This window comes from Pseudonocardia yunnanensis, from assembly GCF_039534065.1.
In the GTDB taxonomy this organism is placed as follows: domain Bacteria; phylum Actinomycetota; class Actinomycetes; order Mycobacteriales; family Pseudonocardiaceae; genus Pseudonocardia; species Pseudonocardia yunnanensis.
Genome location: NZ_BAAAUS010000013.1, coordinates 72,829 through 91,939, shown reverse-complemented (window position 1 = coordinate 91,939; position 19,111 = coordinate 72,829). Strand labels below are relative to the sequence as shown.

The window sequence follows — 19,111 nt, the reverse complement described above, 5'->3', positions numbered from 1 at the left end:
AAAGGGTGCGGGACTCATGGCAATAAAAGGGGAAATCTTTACCATTCGCGGACGAGTGCCTTCGTCGTGGTCGAGGCTGAATAGAACTGATCAGGAGCTTCTGACACATCTCCCCCGCGAGTCGTCAGCCCGCCACACAAACCGGTTCTGCGCAAGACCGCCCCGCGACGGACGACGGGGTGGCATCCTCGGTACATGCAGGAACGTGCCGAACCGGACGTACACGCAGTGGTCGAGCAGTACTTGGACGATGCCGAGTCCGGCTGGAGCATGGGCACGCCGGGCGCACTCGCCGAGTTCGTGCGCTCGCCGGACGAGCCCGCCGTGCGCACCCCGGGCGCTGTTGCCACGGATCGTGGCGGTATCCGCATCACCGTTCCGCCGGGGTGCCGCCCCCTCGCTTACGAGACACCGGCAGGTCCCGACGACCACTGGAACCACGCCGTTGCCCTGTGCCTGCCGGTCGAACGGGCCTACCGCGCCGGCAGGCGGGTGGTCACCGAACTCGGCGCCGACCCCGAGCCGCTGCGGTCGCAGGATGCGGGTGCCGTGGTGTTCGACCTCGGCCTCGGCACGCCGACCGTGGACGCCTGCGTCCGCACGGCCGACCCCGACCTGCTCGAGATCCTGCGCGCCGGCTGCGGCCGTCCGCTGTTCGAGCCCGGCTCGGCGCTCGCGGCCACGCTCGTCGCGGTGGGGCCGCATCGCGTGTTCGACACCGCGCTCGGAAGGGTCGAGGTGTACGCCGCGATCCCGCAGCCGAGCGGCAGTTCCCCCGACGGCCCGCACACCCACCTGCTGCCCGCGCTGATGCGGGCCGGGCGATCGCACGGCGCGACGGTCCCGGTCCCGGACGGGTGGGTGCCGTGCGCGTACCTCTATCCGCCGCACCCGCTCACCGACCGCGCCGGGCTGCCGCGGCCGTTCGACCCTGCGCGGCTCGCCGCCTTCGAGGCCCTGCTGGCCCGCTACGGCGACCCCGCCCAGGAAGAGATCGCCACGGCGGTGCGGGCCGCTGTCCGGGCCGGTCACGGGCCTGCGGCCGGGCCACACCCCACCGATCCGCCCGGCCGCGCCGCCCTCGCGGTGGCGTTGCGCAAACTCGCCCACATCGGCGCACCTGACGCCGTGCTCGCCAGGTGGCGCCGGTCCACGCCGGTGCCGACCGACCTGCTCGACCCGCACGGAGACCGCAACTCCGGATGACGGGTCCCGAGCCCGACAATCCACAAAAGCGGCGCATCGGATGTTTACATTTTCACGCCAATCGCAAGTTGCGCGACTCCCGCACGTCACGCGCCGCCGTGCATATCGTCGACTCGGCCGATCGTGTGCCATTCCCCACCGTGCGGTGCCGACCTTGCGAAATGCGGTTAGCGTCCGTCCCGTGATCAATACGTTCTGCAACTCGCCCGGGCGATCACGTGACCTCAGGTAATGGCCACCGTGGATCACAGATCCCCCGGTCCCCCTTCTACGTGACCCCTGAGCAGTTCGAGCGGGTCCGCATGCACACCGGCGGCACCGCCGGGATCTGCTGGATCACGCTGGACCGGCCCGAGCGGCTCAACGCGTTCGACTGGCGCATGCTGGTGGAACTCCGGGCTGCGGTGTGGCAGGCGACGTTCGACGACGAGGTACGGGTGGTCGTCATCACCGGGGCGGGACGTGGGTTCTGCGCCGGGCGCGACATCAACGACCTGCGGTGGCAGCGAGGACTGCCGGGCAACAGCTACCGCTCCTATGTGCGGACCAACCACGCCACCTTCGACGACGTCGAGAACCTCGAGAAGCCCGTGATCGCGGCGATCAACGGGCCGTGTGCGGGCGGGGGCGTGGAACTCGCGGTGTCGTGCGATTTCCGTATCGCCGCACAGAACGCGACGTTCGTCCTCCCTGAAATCAGGATCGGGGTCATTCCGGCATCCGGCGCGTGTTCGCGCATGAGCCGTCTCATCGGGGTCGAACGGCTCAAGGAGATGGTCATGACCGGCCGGGGGTACACCGCCGAGCAGGCCGGGTCGATGGGGCTGGTCTCGCGGGTGGTGCCCGCGGACGCGCTCGCCGCCGAGGTGGAGTCACTGGCGGTCGACCTGATGAAGGGCGCGCCGAGGGCGATCGGGCTCGCGAAGCACGTGATCAACATGTGTGAGGGCACCGACCCCCACACCGGACGAGACGTCGAGCGGCTCGGCCAGTCCTGGCTGGCCCAGAGCGACGACTCCTGGGAGGGCCTCTCGGCGTTCCTGGAGAAGCGAGCGCCCGACTTCCACGGCTAGCGGGGAGGAACGAGTGGCCATCCTGACGGACCCGTACCAGCAGGCGCTCCGGGTGGGCGACGTGCCGCGGCTGCACGCGACCAACCCGAGAACCCGAGATCGGGTCGCCGTGGTCGAGGGGGAACGCAGCCTCACGTGGAGCGAGCTCGACGACCGCGCCACAGGACTGGCCGCCGGGCTGGCACGCTCCGGCCTGCGCAGCGGTGACCCGGTGGCGCTCTACGCGGGCAACCGGATCGAGTACGTCGAGCTGATGTACGGGCTGGGCATGGCCGGATGCCCGATCGTGCCGATCAGCCCACGGTTCGTTCCCGGGGAGGTGGCGCGGGCCGTGCGGGTGACCGGGGCGAAGGCGCTCGTCACCGACGTCCTCGACGCGCTCGGCCCGGCAGGGAACGGCGTGCCGGCCGGAGATCTGGCGGTGGCTCGACTGCGCGGCGAGCCCGATCTTCCGCTGGACGCGCTCGCCGAGGACGTCCGGCGCTACGAGGACGTCGTGGTCGACCCGGCAGGTGCGGCTCTGCCCGATGTGGACGAGAGCGCGCCGTTCCGGCTCGCGCTCACCAGCGGCACTACCGGATCGCCGAAGATCTGCGTCATCCCTCACCGCGCCACCGTGCAGGGCTGGGCGGACATGAGCGTCGAGTTCGGCATCGGCCCCGACGACGTCGAACTGGTGGTCGGGCCGCTCTTCCACGGCCTCGGGTTCACCTTCGCGCTCCAGCAGCTCTACGTCGGCGGCACGCTGAACATCCATCGCCGGTTCGACCCGCGCCGGACGCTCGAATCGATCAGCCGCGACCGGCCCACCGTGCTCCCCGGCGCGCCCGTGATCTTCGACCGGCTCGCCGACGCACTGGAGAGCGCAGACGGCGACGTCGACACCAACTCCCTGCGGCTGGTGCTCACCTCCGGCGCGCGGGCGGGCGGCACCCTCAAGCGCCGCCTCGCCAAGTCGTTCCCCCATGCCCGCATCGGCGAGTTCCTGGCAGGCACCGAGATGGCCTACGTCACCGTCAACATGCAGGACCCGTGCGGGCCGAAGGCGGAGTCCTGCGGCCGCGCATTCTTCCGGGCCGAGGTGGCCATCCTCGACCCGGACGGCGGGTTCCGGCCCCAGGGCGAGGTCGGGGAGATCGCCAAGCGCGGACTCCTGAGCGGACCGATCTACCTCGGTGACCCGACACGCACCGAAGAAGCCTTCCGCGACGGCTGGTTCCGCACCGGCGACCTGGGCTACCAGGACGAGGACGGCTACGTGTACATCGTCGGGCGGCTGAAGGACGTGATCGTCAGCGGCGGGATCAACGTCTATCCCGCCGAGATCGAGGAGGCGATCCGCGGGCTCACCGGCGTGCGCGAGGTCGCCGTCGTCGGGGTGCCCGACGACGAGTGGGGCGAGAGCGTCAAGGCCGTCGTGGTGGCCGAGGACGCCGTACGCCTCACCCCGGCGGACATCGAGCAACGCTGCCGGGCCGAGCTCGCCGGCTACAAGGTGCCCCGCGTGATCGCCTTCGTCGACGCGCTCCCCCGCACCCCCTCCGGGAAGGTGCGGGGCCGCGACCTCACCGACACGGCCGACGGGTTCCGGCGCACCGACCACGGCTGGCTGGAGATCACCGTCGAACCGGCCTGACGCTCGCGCCGCTACTCTCCACCGGTGGCAGCGTCGGAGCCGTTGGTCGTCCTGGAAGCACTCGCCGGCCATCGCTTCGTCCCGGCGCTCGTCACGCCGGATGCCACCGACTGGCCCGGCGTCGCCGATCCCGAGGTGCTGCGCGCCCAGCTCGTCGACTGGCTCGGGCAGTACGCGAACGCCGGCACCCGCCGGACGTACGCCTATGCGCTCGGCCTGCCCATCGCCTGGGTCGACGCGATCGGCGGCGCACCGACCCGCGAGGCCGGCCGTGGCGCGCCACCTCCGGCGCAGGCGGGACCGCTCCACGACCTGGCCTGGTTCCGCTGGTGCGCCCGGCAGGCCCTCGACCCCCGCGACGCCACGGCCCGGCACGTCAAGGCCTGGCTCCACGCGCTCGACGCCGCGGGCGCGCAGCGACGCACCCGGCAGCGGATGCTCTCGACGCTGTCGGCGCTCTACGGGCATCTGGCCGAGACGGGCGTCGTCGCGGCGAATCCGGCAGCGCTCAACCGGGCCCGGCTGGGGCTGTCGTCCACCGCCCGGGACGCCTCCCCGACCGTGCGGCTCACAGCCGAGCAGCTCAAGGCATTGCTCCTCACGGCGGCCCGCTTGCCGTACTCGCGCAGCCCGCGGCTCGCTCGTCTCTACGCCCTGCGGGCCGTGGCGATGGTGGCGCTGCTGACGCTTGGACTCCGGATCTCCGAGGTGGTCGGGCTCGACCGGGGCGATCTCTACCGCAGCGGAGGAGACGACGTGCTCCGGGTGCTCGGCAAGGGCGGCCTGCACCGGGAGGTCTACGTCACCGACCTCGTGCGCGACGCGCTGACCGCCTATCTGACGGAGCGCGACCGCGTCCGTGACGCCGCCGTGCCCGCCCGGCGTGGCCGCACCGGCGCCGGTGACGCGCCCATGCTCGCAACGCGTGAGGAGGGCCGCTGCTCGCGTGTCGACCTCTATACGCTGCTGCGCCGCATCGCGGCCCAGGCCGGCCCGGCGTTCGACGGTGTCGCCGACCGCGTGCACCCGCACGCGCTGCGGCACGCCTACGTGACGATCGCGCTGGAGCAGGACGCCCGCATCCAGTACGTCCAGGCCGACGTCGGACACGCCACGATCGCCACCACCCAGCACTACGACCGCGGCAGGCGCACCCGGGCGAGCACCGCGGCCGACCTGGTGGCCGCCGCGATCGCGGCCGCGCCCGCCCCCTCCTGAGGCGCGCCCCGCCCGTCAGCGCTCGGGGAGCAGACGCGTCGCCATCGCGTCGATCAGGGCGTCGAGACCGTGGGGCGTGAGAAGGTCGGGGACGGTCAGGTCGTCGACGATCAGTCCGAGCATGGCCAGGTACAGCAGGACCACTCCGGTGCGGTCGCCGGGCAGGCCGTTGTCGAGATGGAAGCCGATGTTGGCGTCGAGCTCGGCGATGGAGAAGTGGGTCAGCTCCTCCTGCAGCTCGGGGCGTCGCGTGGCCTCGAGGCGCAGTTCCATCATGGCCAGGTGGGTGTTGCGTTCCCGGCGCATGCGCTCCACGAGCTGGCACAGCAACGTCTTCACGAGTTCTCGCGACGGCGCTGTCTTCATGGTGTCCGCCAGGTCCGCCGGGTCGGGAGTCAAGCGCTCCCGCGTGCGTCTCAGTACCTGACCGAGCAGCTCGGCGCGGTTGGCGAAGTAGTTGGAGGCCGTACCGGTGGGGACACCGGCCTCCTTGTCGACGGCCCGCAAGGTCAGCCCGCGCGACCCTTCGCGGGCCAGGACCTCGATCGAGGCATCGAGCAGGGCAACCCGGCGAGCGGGGTTCTGGCGCATGAGGTCTCCAGGACGGCGATTTGACACCACTGCAGGTGCAGTGCAAACTCGAATCACTGCAAGCAGAGTACATCATCCGTAGTGATACAGAGGGAGAACCTTGCGCCAGCTCGTGTACTGCATCGCGTCCACCATCGACAGGTTCATCGCCGGACCGGACGGAAGCGACCCCACCGGCCCCGACGGCTTCTGGCCGATCGCCCAGGACTACATCCAGCACCTCGCCACCGAACTCCCGGAGATCCTCCCCGGGCCGGCCCGCACGGCGCTGTCCATCACCGCCGACGGCACGCATTTCGACACCGTCCTCGAGGGGCGCCGGACCTACGAGATCGGGCTGAAGGCCGGGATCACCGACGCGTACCCACACCTGCGCCACCTGGTGTTCTCCCGGACGCTCGCCGCGAGCCCCGACCCGAACGTCGAGGTGGTCGCGACCGACCCGGTGGCGAAGGTGCGGGAACTCAAGCAGGAGGACGGGAAGGACATCTGGCTGAGCGGCGGGAGCGAGCTCGCCGGAGCGCTGTACCCGGAGATCGACCGGTTGATCATCAAACTCGGACCGCTGACCATCGGTACGGGGATCCCGCTCTTCTCGCGGGACACCGCATTCGATCCCCGTCACTGGCAGCTCGCGAACCACACCGTCCTGGCGAGCGGATCCGCCTTCCTCACCTACGTCAGCACACCGTCGGCGTAGAACCACTCGATCAAGGCTTTATCGGCCGTTGCTTATATAAGTGGTCGCTGCTATCTTTCCCGGCGTGCACGCGTTCGACGTCCTCGGCGACCCGGTCCGCCGGCGGATCCTGGAGCTGCTCGCCGGGGGTGAGATGACCTCCGGAGCGGTGAGCGCCGCGATCCAGGAGGAGTTCGGCATCTCCCAGCCCGCCGTCTCCCAGCACCTGCGGGTACTGCGAGACAACGGGTTCGCCTCGGTCCGTCCCGAAGGGACACGCCGGCTCTACCGTGTGCGGCCCGAGCCGCTGCGTGACGTCGACACCTGGCTCGACCACTTCCGGCGCTTCTGGACTCCCCACCTGGACGCGCTCGCCACCGAACTGGCCCGTGGGCGGCGCGAGCGCCGCATCCGCGAGGCCGACGAGAGGACCGACCCATGATCGACGTCACCCACCAGATCAACGCCGTGAAGCGCACGGTCGGCACGCGCACGCTCGAGGCGGGCGAGGCCCGCGTCGTCGCCATCAGCCAGACCTACAACGCCGATCTGGACGATCTCTGGGACGCCTGCACCAACGCCGAGCGCATCCCCCGGTGGTTCCTGCCGGTTACCGGGGACCTGCGCGTGGGCGGTCGCTACCAGTTGCAGGGCAACGCAGGCGGCACCGTGGAGCGCTGCGATCCCCCGCACGGTTTCGCGGCCACCTGGGAGTTCGCCGGCGAGGTGAGCTGGATCGAGGTCCGGCTCACCGAGGTGCCCGACGGCCGCACCCGGTTCGAGCTGGAGCACATCGCCCACGTCGACGACGAACGCTGGGCCGAGTTCGGCCCGGGCGCGGTCGGCATCGGCTGGGACGGGGCGGTCATGGGGCTCGCGCTGCACCTCGCGTCAGGCGAGCAGGTGGACGCGTCGGAGTTCGAGGCCTGGTCCGCCACGGACGAGGGCAGGCGGTTCTTCACATCGGCCAGTGACGCCTGGTACGCGGCGAGCACAGCGGCAGGTACCGACGCCGCAGCCGCCCGCGCCGCCGCCGACCGCGCCACGGCCTTTTACACCGCGGTGCCCGACCAGGCCTGATCTGTCTCCGCGTTGCAGAGAGGACTACTCGATGATCGACGCCACCCAGCAGATCAAGGCCGTGGATCGCACGGTCAGCGCGCGGATGCTCGACAAGGGCGAGGGCCGCGCTACCACCATCAGCCAGACCTACGCCACCGACCTCGACGACCTGTGGGACGCCTGCACCACCGCGGAGCGCCTGGCGCGGTGGTTCCTCCCGGTGACCGGCGAGTTGCGTCTGGGCGGGCGCTACCAGCTGGAGGGCAACGCCGGTGGCACCGTCGAGCGCTGCGACCCGCCCCACGGGTTCTCCGCCACCTGGGAGTACGAGGGTTCCGTGAGCTGGATCGAGGTCCGGCTCACGGCGGTCTCCGAGGCATCCACGCGGTTCGAGCTCGAGCACGTCTTCCACATCGGCAACGACCACTGGACCGAGTTCGGCCCTGGAGCCGCCGGCATCGGCTGGGACATGTCGTTCCTGGGGCTCTTCCTGTACCTCTCGTCGGGCGGCAGCGCCGACCCCGCGCAGGTCGAGGCCTGGTTCGCCACGGACGACGGCAGACGGTTCCTGATGTCGGCCGCTGACGCCTGGTGCGCTGCCGACATCGCGGGTGGCGCCGACGCCGGCGTGGCCAGAGGAATGGCCGACCGCTCGGGCGCCGCCTACACCGCCGTGCCCGAGCAGGCCTGAGACTCCCGCGCCGCACTCGGACGAGTGGCGCGTTCGCCCCGACCTATCGGCCGAGCGGACCCTTCGTACGCGGCTCGTTCACGCCGGGCGCGCCGGCCTCCGGGTCGGAACGCAGCAGTCGACCGCGCACGGGGCCCCGTTGACCGTGCACCCACCCCCTGACACCTCGCCCAGGTGCCGCGGAGCAGCCTCGTGCAGGCGCTCCGCCATCAGCTCCACCACCATGTCGGCGAACCGTGGGTCCGGTCCGGCCGTCGCCGCCCGGGCGAAAGCCATACCCAGCTCGGCGGCGCGTTCCTTCGCCTCCGTGTCCAGGTCCCACACCACCTCGACGTGGTCGGACACGAACCCGACCGGAGACACGATCACCGCGGGCACGCCACGGTCGTGCAACGCCTCGATGTGGTCGACGATGTCCGGCTCCAACCACGGCACCTGCGGCGGACCGGACCGCGACTGCCACACCACGTCGAACTCCTCGACCCCCAGCTCCGCCGCGACCAACCGGGCGGCCTCGCCGACCTGCCGCGAGTACCGGTGCCCGCCCTCCTCCGGCGGCCCTGCCGCGACGTCGGCGGCGACCGGCACGGAGTGGGCGGTGAAGACGAGCCGAGCGGCGTCACGGACGTCGGCGGGCAGGCTCGCGGCCGCCGACCGAACGGCGTCGGCATTGGCGGCGATGAAGTCGGGGTGGTCGAAGAACTGACGCAGCTTCACCATCTCCGGTGCCCCTTCTCCCACCGCCTTGCGCGCCCGCTCGATGTCCTCGTCGTACTGTCGGCACGCCGAGTACCCCCCGTAGGCGCTGGTGGCGAAAACGAGCGCGCGACGAACTCCCGCACGCGCCATCTCGGCGACCGTGTCCTCGACCAGCGGATGCCAGTTACGGTTGCCGAAGTAGACCGGCAGGTCGGTGCGCTGCCGGAGCGCCGCGATGATCTCGCGGTTACGGGCGTTGAGTGGGCTCACGCCGCCGAAGTGCCGGTAGTGCTCCTCGACGGCGTCGAGGCGCTCGGGCGGGACACCACGGCCACGCACCACGTTCTCCAGGAAGGGCCGCACCTCGTCGGGCCCCTCGGGGCCGCCGAAGCTCAGGACCAGCAGCGCGTCCGCTTGTTCTCGCACGCTCCGATTACACACCGATGGCGTGGAACCCGCCGTCCGCCCACACCATCGACCCGGTGGTGACCGGCAGCCAGTCCGACAGCACGGCGCAGACGGTCTTCGCGACGGGGACCGGGTCGTTGACGTCCCAGCCCAGCGGCGCACGGCCGTCCCAGGCGTCCTCGAACGCGGAGAAGCCGGGGATGGACTTCGCGGCCATGGTGCGCACCGGTCCGGCGGCCACGAGGTTGACGCGGATGCCCTTCGGCCCGAGGTCGCGCGCCAGGTACCGGGTGACCGACTCGAGGGTGGACTTGGCCACGCCCATCCAGTCGTAGGCGGGCCAGGCCTGCCTGTTGTCGAAGTCCATTCCGACGATCGAACTGCCCGGCCCCAGCAGCGGCAGCAGAGCAGTGGACAGCGACTTGAACGAGTAGGCGCTCACCTGGATCGTCGCGGCCACGTCCTCCCAGGGCGCGTTCATGAACGCGCCCTCCCCCAGGCACGAGGCCGGGGCGAAGCCGATGGAGTGGAGCACGCCGTCGAGCTTCGGACCGTCCACTTCGGACGACTCACCGAGATACGGCGACACCCGCTCGACAAGGCTGTCGAGCTGCGACTGGTCCGACACGTCGAGCTCGACCACCGGCGCAGGCTTCGGCAGCCGCTGCGCGATCCGCTCCACCAGCCGCATCCGTCCGAAGCCGGTGAGCACAACTTCTGCGCCTTGTTCCTGGGCGATCTTCGCGGCGTGGAACGCCAGCGACGCATCGGTGATCACACCGGTGATCAGGAGGCGCTTGCCCTCGAGCAGTCCCATGGCAGCCTTTCCGTGTTTCGGGGAGCGGGTGGGCTCAGTGGCCCATGCCGAGGCCGCCGTCGACCGGGATCACAGCGCCGGTGATGTATCCGGCGTTCTCCGAGCCCAGCCAGGTGACGGTGGCGGCCACCTCCTCGGCGCTGGCGTAACGCCCGAGGGGAATCTGGCCGAGGATCTCGGCACGCCGCACGTCGGACAGGGCGCGGGTCATATCGGTGTCGACGAACCCCGGCGCCACCACGTTGGCCGTGATGCCGCGCGAACCCAGCTCACGCGCGACGGACCGGGCGAGCCCGACGAGACCGGCCTTGGATGCGGCGTAGTTGACCTGCCCGGCGCCTCCGGAGAGGCCGACGACGCTCGAGACGAAGACCATGCGGCCGCTCTTCGCCTTGAGCATGCCGCGGGAGGCGCGCTTGGCGACGCGGTAGGCGGCGGTGAGGTTGGCGTCGACGACCCGTGTGAACGACTCCTCGCTCATCCGCATGAGCAGCCCGTCGTCGGTGATCCCGGCGTTCGAGACGAGCACCTGGACGGGGCCGTGCTTGTCCTCGATCTCGGTGAACGCCGCGTCCACCGCAGCCGCGTCGGTGACGTCGCACTGGACGGGGAGCAGTTCCCCCGGCAACCCCTCGACGGGGCTGCGGTGCGTCACCGCCACCTGGTCGCCCTGCGCCGCGAACGCCGTCGCGATCGCGAGCCCGATACCGCGGTTGCCTCCGGTCACCAGCACGCTGCGTCCCACGGATGGTCACCCTATGGGCAGTGCCCCGACCCGCGGAAACCGGGCGACTGGCGCGTCGGAACCGGGGGCCTCGCGGAGGTTCCGCGAGGCCCCCGGTCACGTGCGCGAGCCGCCACTTCGTCGCGGGCGAGGCTCACGGGAAGCGACGGCCCAGGGCCAGGCCGCTGCCCACACCGGCGAACAGCAGCAACGCTCCCCCGGCGAGCCACGGTCTGCTCGTGTCGACCCGCCGCACCTCGTAACCGATCTGCTCGCCGAGCTCGGCGTACACCTGCCGTAGCTCGTCCTCGGTGGCCGCCGTGAAGAACTGTCCGCCGGACAGTTCGGCGATCTTCCGCATCGACGCGTCGTCCACTGCCACCGGCGTGCGCTCGCCGGGGTTGATCTCGATCGAGCCGTAGTCGGTGCCGAAGGAGATCGTGGAGACCGGGATCCCGGCCTCCGCGGCCGCGCGCGCCGCCGTGAACGAGCCGCGTGGCTCCTCCTCCGGCATCACGCCACCCGGCACCGTCTGCTTGCCGTCACTCATCAGCACGATCCGCGCAGGCGGCGGACCATCCGCCGCCGCACCGGCGATGGCCTGTGAGAACGTCTCCACCGACTGCATCGCGGCGAAGATCGCCTCGCCGGTGGCAGTCGACTCCGAGAGCTTCAACCCGTCCACCGCGCGCTTGACCGGCTCCCGGTCCACCGTCGGCGAGACGAGCACCGCGGCCGTGCCCGCGAACGACACCAGCCCGAGGTTGATCCCGGGTGTCAGCTGATCGGCGAACGCCTTCGCGGCTGCCTGCGCCGCGGCGAGCCTGCTCGGCTCGACGTCCGTGGCCTGCATCGACAGCGAAACGTCGATCACCAGCACCACCGTGGCCCGGTTACGAGGCACTCGCGCCTCGGCCTGGGGCCCCGCAAGCGCGATGGTGAGAACCGCCAGCGCCAGGATCATCGCCGCGGCCGGGACGTGCCGGTACCAGCCCGGGCGTTTCGGGGCCACTCGGTCGAGCAGTTCCAGGTTGGTGAACCGGACGGTGTCGCGCCGGCGCCGGCGCAGCAGCAGCACGTAACCGGCGGCGAGCGCGCCCACAACGATGAGCAGCAGCAGCCACCAGGGGTGGGTGAACATCTACCGTCCACCCCCCGACCAGGCACGTTTCCGGGCCAGGACGAACCGCACGATGTCCGCGATCCAGTCCGAGTCGGTGCGCAGCGTGAGATGCGCGGCGCCGCAACGGCGCAGTGCAGCCGCCACCCGTTCCCGATGCTCGGCCGCCGCTGCCGCGAACTCCCGGCACAGCAGTGGGCTGGTCACGACCTCACGCTGACGTCCGGTCTCGGGGTCGGCGAGCACCACCGTGCCGACGTCGGGCAGCTCCAGCTCGCGTGGATCCAGCACCTCGACGGCCAGCAGGTCGTGTCGGTTCGAGAGCGCACGCAGCGCACGTTCCCAATCAGGTTCGCCGAGGAAGTCGGAGATGACGACGGCCAGGCCACGGCGTCGCGGCGGACGCCGCAGCTGCTCGATCGCGGCCGCCAGGTCGCCACGCGTGCCCTCGGGGGCTCGTTCGGTGCGGGCGACGCGACGCAGCATCGCGCGGGCGTGGCCGAGTCCGCCGCGAGCGGGGATGCGGACCGTCTGCTCCCCCGTGCTGACGAGCACTCCGATCCGGTTGCCGCCACCTCGGGTGAGGTGGGTGACGGCGGCGAGCGCCGCGATCGCGAGGTCGCGCTTCTCGCACGCCGCCGTGCCGAAGTCCAGGCTCGGGGACAGGTCGAGGACGACCCAGGTCTCCAGCTCTCGATCGGCCACCGTCTCGCGGACGTGCGGCACCGTGGTGCGGGCGGTGACGGCCCAGTCCATGCGCCGGACGTCGTCGCCGGGCTGGTAGTTGCGTGCCTCTCCCGGCTCGCTGCCCGGCCCGGGGACCAGGCCGAGGTGGTTGCCCTGCAGCAGCCCGTCGAGCCGCCCCCGTACGGCCAGCTCCAGCGTCCGCAGCGCCGCCTCGATCCGCCCGTCACGGAACGACGGCGGCGCGATCGGCGGCCGCCGCGTCGGCTCGGCGGTGGGCTGCGCAGCTGTCACGTCGAGCTGCCGGCCGGGCTGTACGGCGCCGACGGAGCACCCGGATCGTGCTGCGGCCGGGCGGTGACCTGCGGCAACGGAACGGTGGCCAGCACCCGGGAGATGATGTGGTCCATCGGAACGCCGTCGGCGACGGCGTCGTAGGACAGCACCAGCCGGTGGCGCAGCACGTCGGGGGCGACGTCCAGGATGTCCTGCGGGAGCACGTAGTCACGGCCGCGCACCAGCGCGAGAGCGCGCGCCCCGGCCACGATGCCCAGGGTGGCGCGCGGCGAGGCACCGTAGGACACCCAGCCGGCGATGTCGGTGAGGCCGTGCTCGGCGGGGATCCGGGTGGCCACCACGAGCCGCACGACGTAGTCCACGAGCGCGTGGTGCACGAACACCCGCGAGGCCACTTTCTGCAGCCGCTGGAGCTCCGTGGGGTCGATCACCTGGTGCGCGACGGGCGGCTCCGCGCCCATCCGGTAGACGATCTCCCGCTCCTCCTCGACACCCGGGTACTCGACGATGATCTTGAAGAGGAACCGGTCGCGCTGCGCCTCCGGAAGCGGATAGACGCCCTCGTTCTCGATCGGGTTCTGCGTGGCCAGCACGAGGAACGGATCGGGCATCGGGAACGTCTTGCCACCGATCGAGAGATGCCGCTCCGCCATCACCTCGAGCATCGCCGACTGCACCTTCGCCGGCGCGCGGTTGATCTCGTCGGCGAGCACGAAGTTGGCCACGACAGGCCCGAGCTCGACGTCGAACTCCTCGCGGCCCTGCCGGTAGATGCGCGTGCCGAGGATGTCGGCGGGCACGAGGTCGGGGGTGAACTGCAACCGGGCGAACGTGCCGCCGACGACCTTGGCGACGGTCTCGACCGCGAGCGTCTTCGCGACGCCCGGAACACCCTCGAGCAGCAGATGGCCCTTGGCCAGAAGGCCGACGAGCATCCGCTCGACGAGCCGGTCCTGGCCGACGATCACGCGCTTGATCTCGAAGACGACGCGTTCGAGCCGCTCACCTTCGTGGGCGGGGCTGGGGACGGACTCCTGCACACTCACCACGCCATCCCACTCCGGCGTGCGTGAGACGACGGTGAACCCGGACGTCCGGCGCGCACCGCCCTACGAGTCCGGCAGCAAGCGCTGAGGCTCCCCCGGCCGCCCGGTGGGCCGATCGATCCTGCCACGCGGTTCTCCCCCACGACAGTCCGTGACCCGACGCAGGCCTGCGTCGGCGTTTCGGGTCTGAGCTGGGCTTTTCGGGTGGTCAATGAAAGAAGGACGATTTGCTGGCGTCAATGTTTCATTGACATAAGGGCTCCAACCAGCGCGCTCGTGCGTTCTCGTGAGCCCTACGGCACCAGCCGCAGCGGGCGATGAACGTGCGCGAAGGGGCGCTCCAGCGCCCATTTCTCGAGATCGGGCCCCACCTCGCCGTGGAGATGGACAGCGGTCATGTCCGCGAGCTCCGCGATCCCCGCCAGCAGCACCGCGCAGTGCTGGTTGTGCACCACGGCCGCGTCCGCGTCCGTGTACTCCTCGATGACCACGAACTCGTGCGGGTCGGGACAGCCGTACCAGTCGTAGCGGAGGGTCTCGCCCTCCTCCCCCGCTGCGACGGCCAGCGCCGCCGCAGCCCTGACGAACTCCTCACGCCTTCCCGAACGGATACGTAGCTCCGCCCGAACAACGATCGTCATCGCCGACTCCCCCGCCGCTTCAGAACACTCGCGTGGCCTGCGGCAGCAGGCCTCTGGTGCGCAATGGCACCACCCGGACGCTCGCCCCCGTGTACGGGGCCTCGATCATCTTCCCGTTGCCGATGTACAGGGCCACATGGTGAATCGGTGCGCCCGGGTTCTGGAAGAAGACCATGTCGCCGGGTTGCAGGTCGGAGATCGGCACCTTCCGGCCCGCGTTGAACTGGTTGCGGCTCACCCGCGGCAACGACACCCCCGCGCCGTTGAACGCGTAGAGCATCAGGCCTGAGCAGTCGAACCCGACCCGATCGAGCGGTGAGCCCAGACCGTCGGGAATCCCCCTGCTGGGGCCGCGCCCGGTGCCACCGCCCCAGACGTACTGCACGCCGATCTGCGACATCGCGCGGTCGATCACGCGCCGCACCGCGGCGCTGCCCCCGACGGCCGGGCCGGCGCCCCCGAGCCTGGCCGTGGCGGCATTGCGCTCAGCCCGGTCCCGCGCGGCCTGCTCCTGCGCCAGCCGCCGCTGCCACTCGTCGAACCGGGCACGTTGCTGACGCAGTCCGGCGTCCGCCGACTCGGCGGCATCGAGGCGGCGCTGCACCTCCGCGCGCTCCGCTGCTACCGCCGCGAGCTGCGCCGCCTGCTCCCGCGCGGCCGCCGTAGCAGCGGCGAAGGCTGCGTCGGCGGCCGCCTTCGCCGTCTGTGCCTCGGACTCACGGGCGCGCGCCTCGTCGAGCGCAGCCCGGGCAGCGGAGTCCGCGTTCGCCTTGGCGACCCGGGCGCGTTCCAGCCCGTCCCGTGCTGCGAGCTGCGACCGGGCGATCAGGTCGTTGAACTCGGCCCGCGCGACGAGATCCTCGGGACTCGTGGAGTCGGTGAGCAGGCCGAGCGGTCCGACGTCGAGTCCCTGCTGGTACGTCGCGGTGACGAACTCGTCGAGCCGGGCGCGTGCCTGATCGATCGCGGAGGACGCGGCCTGGGTCTCGATCCGTGCCGCGTCAGCGCGCCGCGACGCAGCCGCCGCCGCGTCCTGCGCGGTCTGCAGGACGACGAGCGCGGCCTCGGCGGTCTCACGCTGGGCGGCCAGCGCGGCCTGGAGGTCGTCGGTCCGGCTGTCGATATCCGCGAGCTGGGCCGTCAGTCGGCCGACCTCACCCGCCCGTTCGGCGACCGAGCTCCGGCTGCGCTGAAGCTCGTCGTCGCTCGGGTTGGGCGGTGGCGGCGGGGTGGGCTGGGCCATCGCTGTGGACGTGCCACCGCCGACCAGGGCCAGCAACACGACGAGGACGACGGCACGGCTCCGCCACCGCGACGGCCTGCGGCCCTCGTCCCGCGCCGAGCACGGGCGCGGCGCACATCGGTACCGCACGGCAGCCGCCCCCGTTCCGTCGTCGTGCTCCAGAAGCGAGCGCACTGTGCCACCCGAACGGCCCAGAAACGGGTAGCCACACGCGCATCGCCACGAACAACGACCACACGGAGGAACAGGACGGCACGCTCAGGGCGCGACGATCCCGGAAACTCACCCGGTCGAGCGACGAACCCCGCGACTCGACCGGCTAGCAGGACAAGCGTACTGTTTGCGGCGAGCGGGGTCGCTGCGCCGAGGACCTGTCGGTGCGCGAGACTCCGGACAACCCGAGGCACAGAGATATCCAGCGCGAGATCCCAAGCGCCCACCACCGCAGGAGGACAACGACGTGGCCAGCACGGACAGCTTCGGAGCGAAAGGGACGATCCACGCAGGCGGGGCGGATCACGAGATCTTCCGGCTCGCGGCGGTGGAGGGTGCCGACCGCCTCCCGTTCAGCCTCAAGGTTCTGCTGGAGAACCTGCTGCGGACCGAGGACGGCGCCAACGTCACCGCCGATCACGTACGGGCGCTGGCGAACTGGGATCCCGCCGCCGAGCCCGACACCGAGATCCAGTTCACCCCCGCCCGCGTGGTGATGCAGGACTTCACCGGCGTCCCCTGCGTCGTCGACCTGGCGACCATGCGCGAGGCCGTGACCGAGCTGGGCGGCGACCCTGCCAAGGTCAACCCGCTCGCTCCCGCCGAGCTGGTGATCGACCACTCGGTGATCATCGACATCTTCGGCCGCCCGGACGCCTTCGAGCGCAACGTCGACTTCGAGTACCAGCGCAACAAGGAGCGCTACCAGTTCCTGCGCTGGGGCCAGGGCGCGTTCGACGAGTTCAAGGTCGTCCCGCCGGGCACGGGCATCGTGCACCAGGTCAACATCGAGCACCTCGCGCGCGTGGTCATGACCCGGGGCGGCCAGGCCTACCCCGACACCCTCGTGGGCACCGACTCCCACACCACGATGGTCAACGGCCTCGGCGTGCTGGGCTGGGGCGTCGGCGGCATCGAGGCCGAGGCGGCCATGCTCGGCCAGCCCGTCTCGATGCTCATCCCCCGCGTGGTCGGCTTCAAGCTCACCGGTGAGATCCCGGCCGGTGCCACCGCCACCGACGTCGTGCTGACGATCACCGAGATGCTGCGTCGCCACGGCGTGGTGGGCAAGTTCGTCGAGTTCTACGGCGAAGGCGTCGGCGCGGTCCCGCTGGCCAACCGCGCAACCATCGGCAACATGAGCCCGGAGTTCGGCTCCACCGCGGCGATCTTCCCGATCGACGAGGAGACCGTCCGCTACCTCAAGCTCACCGGCCGTTCCGACGAGCAGATCGACCTCGTCGAGACCTACGCCAAGGAGCAGGGCCTCTGGCACGACCCGTCCCGGGAGCCGGTCTTCTCCGAGACCCTCGAGCTCGACCTGTCCACGGTCGTCCCGTCCATCGCCGGGCCGAAGCGCCCGCAGGACCGCATCGAGCTGACCGACGCGAAGTCCTCGTTCCGCAAGTCGGTGCACGACTACACCGACGATGCGGAGCCGCAGCCCCTCGCGCACAACCACGTGGACGAGGCCGGCCGGGAGTCCTTCCCGGCGAGTGACGCGCCCGCGCTCGCCTTCTCCGACGACGATGACGACCAGCCGGTGGTGCACTCGGCCGCGAACGGCGGGGAGGGCCGTCCGTCCCGCCCGACCACGGTCAAGACCTCCGACCGCGGCGAGTTCGTGCTCGACCACGGTGCCGTCGTGATCGCCTCGATCACCTCGTGCACCAACACGTCGAACCCGTCGGTGATGCTGGGCGCCGCGCTCCTGGCGAAGAACGCCGTCGACAAGGGCCTGGCCGTCAAGCCGTGGGTGAAGACGTCGATGGCACCGGGCTCGAAGGTCGTCACCGACTACTACGAGAAGGCGGGCCTCTGGCCGTACCTCGAGAAGCTCGGCTACCACCTGGTCGGTTACGGCTGCACCACGTGCATCGGCAACTCGGGGCCGCTGTCCGAGGAGATCTCCGCCGCGGTCAACGAGGCCGACCTCTCGGTCGTCTCGGTGCTCTCGGGCAACCGCAACTTCGAGGGCCGGATCAACCCCGACGTCAAGATGAACTACCTGGCGTCCCCGCCGCTGGTGATCGCCTACGCGCTCGCCGGCACGATGGACTTCGACTTCGAGGCCCAGCCCCTCGGCCAGGACCCCCAGGGCAACAACGTGTTCCTGCGCGACATCTGGCCGTCGGGCCAGGACGTGCAGACGACGATCGACGGCGCGATCAGCCAGGAGATGTTCACCAAGGACTACGCCGACGTCTTCGCGGGCGACGAGCGCTGGCGCTCGCTCCCGACGCCCGAGGGCAGCACCTTCGCCTGGGACCCGGAGTCGACCTACGTCCGCAAGCCCCCGTACTTCGAGGGCATGGAGCCCGACCCGGCACCGGTGCAGGACATCTCCGGGGCGCGCGTCCTGGCGTTGCTCGGCGACTCCGTGACCACCGACCACATCTCCCCCGCAGGCTCCATCAAGGAGGACACCCCCGCCGGGCAGTACCTGCGTGAGCACGGCGTGGAGAAGAAGGACTTCAACTCCTACGGATCCCGCCGCGGCAACCACGAGGTGATGATCCGCGGCACGTTCGCCAACATCCGGCTGCGCAACCAGCTCCTGGACGGCGTGTCCGGCGGATACACCCGCGACTTCACGCAGGAGGGTGGCCCGCAGGCGTTCATCTACGACGCCTCGGAGAACTACGCCGCCGCGGGCACACCGCTGGTGGTGCTCGGTGGCAAGGAGTACGGCTCCGGCTCCTCGCGCGACTGGGCGGCCAAGGGCACCGCGCTGCTCGGCGTCAAGGCCGTGATCGTGGAGAGCTACGAGCGGATCCACCGCTCCAACCTGATCGGCATGGGCGTCCTGCCCCTGCAGTTCCCGCAGGGCGAGTCGGCGGCATCGCTCAAGCTGGACGGCACCGAGACGTTCGACATCTCCGGCGTCACCGCGCTGAACGACGGATCGACGCCCCGGACCGTGCACGTGAGCGCCACCAAGGAGAACGGCGAGAAGGTGGAGTTCGAGGCCACCGTCCGGATCGACACCCCCGGCGAGGCCGACTACTACCGCAACGGCGGGATCATGCAGTACGTCCTGCGCGGCATGCTGCGCGGCTGACC

Annotated in this window: 18 protein-coding genes; 9 read left to right on the top strand and 9 right to left on the bottom strand. The window is 70.9% G+C overall.

Going from position 1 to position 19,111, the window contains the following annotated elements; all coding sequences use genetic code 11:
• The first annotated feature begins 195 nt into the window (after positions 1–195).
• From ABD743_RS14170 to ABD743_RS14155, 4 genes are all read left to right on the top strand, one after another.
• Positions 196–1,206 (top strand): DUF6925 family protein, encoded by a 1,011-nt coding sequence (locus tag ABD743_RS14170; protein WP_344722500.1) that lies wholly within the window; start codon positions 196–198, stop codon positions 1,204–1,206.
• 272 nt (positions 1,207–1,478) lie between these two features.
• Positions 1,479–2,279, top strand: coding sequence for an enoyl-CoA hydratase/isomerase family protein (locus ABD743_RS14165; RefSeq protein ID WP_344722499.1), 801 nt, complete (start codon positions 1,479–1,481; stop codon positions 2,277–2,279).
• Between the two features lie 13 nt (positions 2,280–2,292).
• A complete protein-coding gene (locus ABD743_RS14160) occupies positions 2,293–3,915 on the top strand; it encodes a class I adenylate-forming enzyme family protein (RefSeq protein WP_344722498.1) in 1,623 nt (540 codons plus the stop codon).
• Positions 3,916–3,939: 24 nt separating this feature from the next.
• Positions 3,940–5,133 carry a tyrosine-type recombinase/integrase gene (locus tag ABD743_RS14155; RefSeq protein WP_344722497.1) on the top strand — a complete coding sequence of 398 codons (1,194 nt, stop codon included), beginning with the start codon at positions 3,940–3,942 and terminating at the stop codon, positions 5,131–5,133.
• Positions 5,134–5,148: 15 nt separating this feature from the next.
• On the opposite strand, the gene ABD743_RS14150 is transcribed toward ABD743_RS14155, so the two are convergent.
• A complete protein-coding gene (locus tag ABD743_RS14150; RefSeq protein WP_344722496.1) occupies positions 5,149–5,724 on the bottom strand; it encodes a TetR/AcrR family transcriptional regulator in 576 nt (191 codons plus the stop codon).
• A gap of 100 nt (positions 5,725–5,824) precedes the next feature.
• Between ABD743_RS14150 and ABD743_RS14145 the strand changes: the two genes are divergently transcribed.
• From ABD743_RS14145 to ABD743_RS14130, 4 genes are all read left to right on the top strand, one after another.
• A complete protein-coding gene (locus ABD743_RS14145) occupies positions 5,825–6,424 on the top strand; it encodes a dihydrofolate reductase family protein (RefSeq protein ID WP_344722495.1) in 600 nt (199 codons plus the stop codon).
• Between the two features lie 64 nt (positions 6,425–6,488).
• The gene (locus ABD743_RS14140; protein ID WP_344722494.1) at positions 6,489–6,845 is read left to right on the top strand and encodes an ArsR/SmtB family transcription factor; all 357 of its coding nucleotides are present in this window, start codon (positions 6,489–6,491) and stop codon (positions 6,843–6,845) included.
• Positions 6,842–7,483, top strand: a complete 642-nt coding sequence (locus ABD743_RS14135; protein WP_344722493.1) for an SRPBCC family protein — start codon at positions 6,842–6,844, stop codon at positions 7,481–7,483. Before ABD743_RS14140 ends, ABD743_RS14135 begins: the two co-directional genes overlap by 4 nt.
• A 31-nt stretch (positions 7,484–7,514) precedes the next feature.
• On the top strand, positions 7,515–8,156 hold the full coding sequence (locus ABD743_RS14130; RefSeq protein WP_344722492.1) for an SRPBCC family protein: 642 nt from the start codon (positions 7,515–7,517) through the stop codon (positions 8,154–8,156).
• 78 nt (positions 8,157–8,234) lie between these two features.
• On the opposite strand, the gene ABD743_RS14125 is transcribed toward ABD743_RS14130, so the two are convergent.
• From ABD743_RS14125 to ABD743_RS14090, 8 genes are all read right to left on the bottom strand, one after another.
• Positions 8,235–9,281 carry a ferrochelatase gene (locus ABD743_RS14125; protein WP_344722491.1) on the bottom strand — a complete coding sequence of 349 codons (1,047 nt, stop codon included), beginning with the start codon at positions 9,279–9,281 and terminating at the stop codon, positions 8,235–8,237.
• A 7-nt stretch (positions 9,282–9,288) separates the two neighbouring features.
• Positions 9,289–10,080, bottom strand: coding sequence for an enoyl-ACP reductase FabI (fabI, locus tag ABD743_RS14120; protein WP_344722490.1), 792 nt, complete (start codon positions 10,078–10,080; stop codon positions 9,289–9,291).
• 34 nt (positions 10,081–10,114) lie between these two features.
• Positions 10,115–10,825 (bottom strand): 3-oxoacyl-ACP reductase FabG, encoded by a 711-nt coding sequence (fabG, locus tag ABD743_RS14115; RefSeq protein ID WP_344722489.1) that lies wholly within the window; start codon positions 10,823–10,825, stop codon positions 10,115–10,117.
• Positions 10,826–10,958: 133 nt separating this feature from the next.
• Positions 10,959–11,945, bottom strand: a complete 987-nt coding sequence (locus tag ABD743_RS14110) for a VWA domain-containing protein (RefSeq protein WP_344722488.1) — start codon at positions 11,943–11,945, stop codon at positions 10,959–10,961.
• Positions 11,946–12,902: a DUF58 domain-containing protein gene (locus ABD743_RS14105; RefSeq protein WP_425566925.1), complete on the bottom strand. Its 957-nt coding sequence runs from the start codon at positions 12,900–12,902 to the stop codon at positions 11,946–11,948.
• Complete coding sequence (locus tag ABD743_RS14100; RefSeq protein WP_344722487.1) at positions 12,899–13,951, bottom strand: AAA family ATPase; 1,053 nt, start codon at positions 13,949–13,951, stop codon at positions 12,899–12,901. The genes ABD743_RS14105 and ABD743_RS14100 overlap by 4 nt, the downstream gene beginning before the upstream one ends.
• A 293-nt stretch (positions 13,952–14,244) precedes the next feature.
• The gene (locus ABD743_RS14095; protein ID WP_344722486.1) at positions 14,245–14,592 is read right to left on the bottom strand and encodes a putative quinol monooxygenase; all 348 of its coding nucleotides are present in this window, start codon (positions 14,590–14,592) and stop codon (positions 14,245–14,247) included.
• Between the two features lie 19 nt (positions 14,593–14,611).
• Positions 14,612–16,009, bottom strand: a complete 1,398-nt coding sequence (locus ABD743_RS14090) for a C40 family peptidase (RefSeq protein ID WP_344722485.1) — start codon at positions 16,007–16,009, stop codon at positions 14,612–14,614.
• 286 nt (positions 16,010–16,295) lie between these two features.
• Between ABD743_RS14090 and ABD743_RS14085 the strand changes: the two genes are divergently transcribed.
• Entirely contained in the window at positions 16,296–19,109 is a 2,814-nt protein-coding gene (locus ABD743_RS14085; protein WP_344722484.1) for an aconitate hydratase, read from the top strand.
• The last annotated feature ends 2 nt before the right edge of the window (positions 19,110–19,111 follow it).

Bases quoted from the DNA above. Each gene is read 5' to 3' on its own strand.
- ABD743_RS14130 (WP_344722492.1), top strand. From the start codon at position 7,515: ATGATCGACGCCACCCAGCAGATCAAGGCCGTGGATCGCACGGTCAGC.
- ABD743_RS14170 (WP_344722500.1), top strand. From the start codon at position 196: ATGCAGGAACGTGCCGAACCGGACGTACACGCAGTGGTCGAGCAGTAC.
- ABD743_RS14150 (WP_344722496.1), bottom strand. From the start codon at position 5,724: ATGCGCCAGAACCCCGCTCGCCGGGTTGCCCTGCTCGATGCCTCGATC.
- ABD743_RS14095 (WP_344722486.1), bottom strand. From the start codon at position 14,592: ATGACGATCGTTGTTCGGGCGGAGCTACGTATCCGTTCGGGAAGGCGT.
- fabI (WP_344722490.1), bottom strand. From the start codon at position 10,080: ATGGGACTGCTCGAGGGCAAGCGCCTCCTGATCACCGGTGTGATCACC.
- ABD743_RS14135 (WP_344722493.1), top strand. From the start codon at position 6,842: ATGATCGACGTCACCCACCAGATCAACGCCGTGAAGCGCACGGTCGGC.
- ABD743_RS14110 (WP_344722488.1), bottom strand. From the start codon at position 11,945: ATGTTCACCCACCCCTGGTGGCTGCTGCTGCTCATCGTTGTGGGCGCG.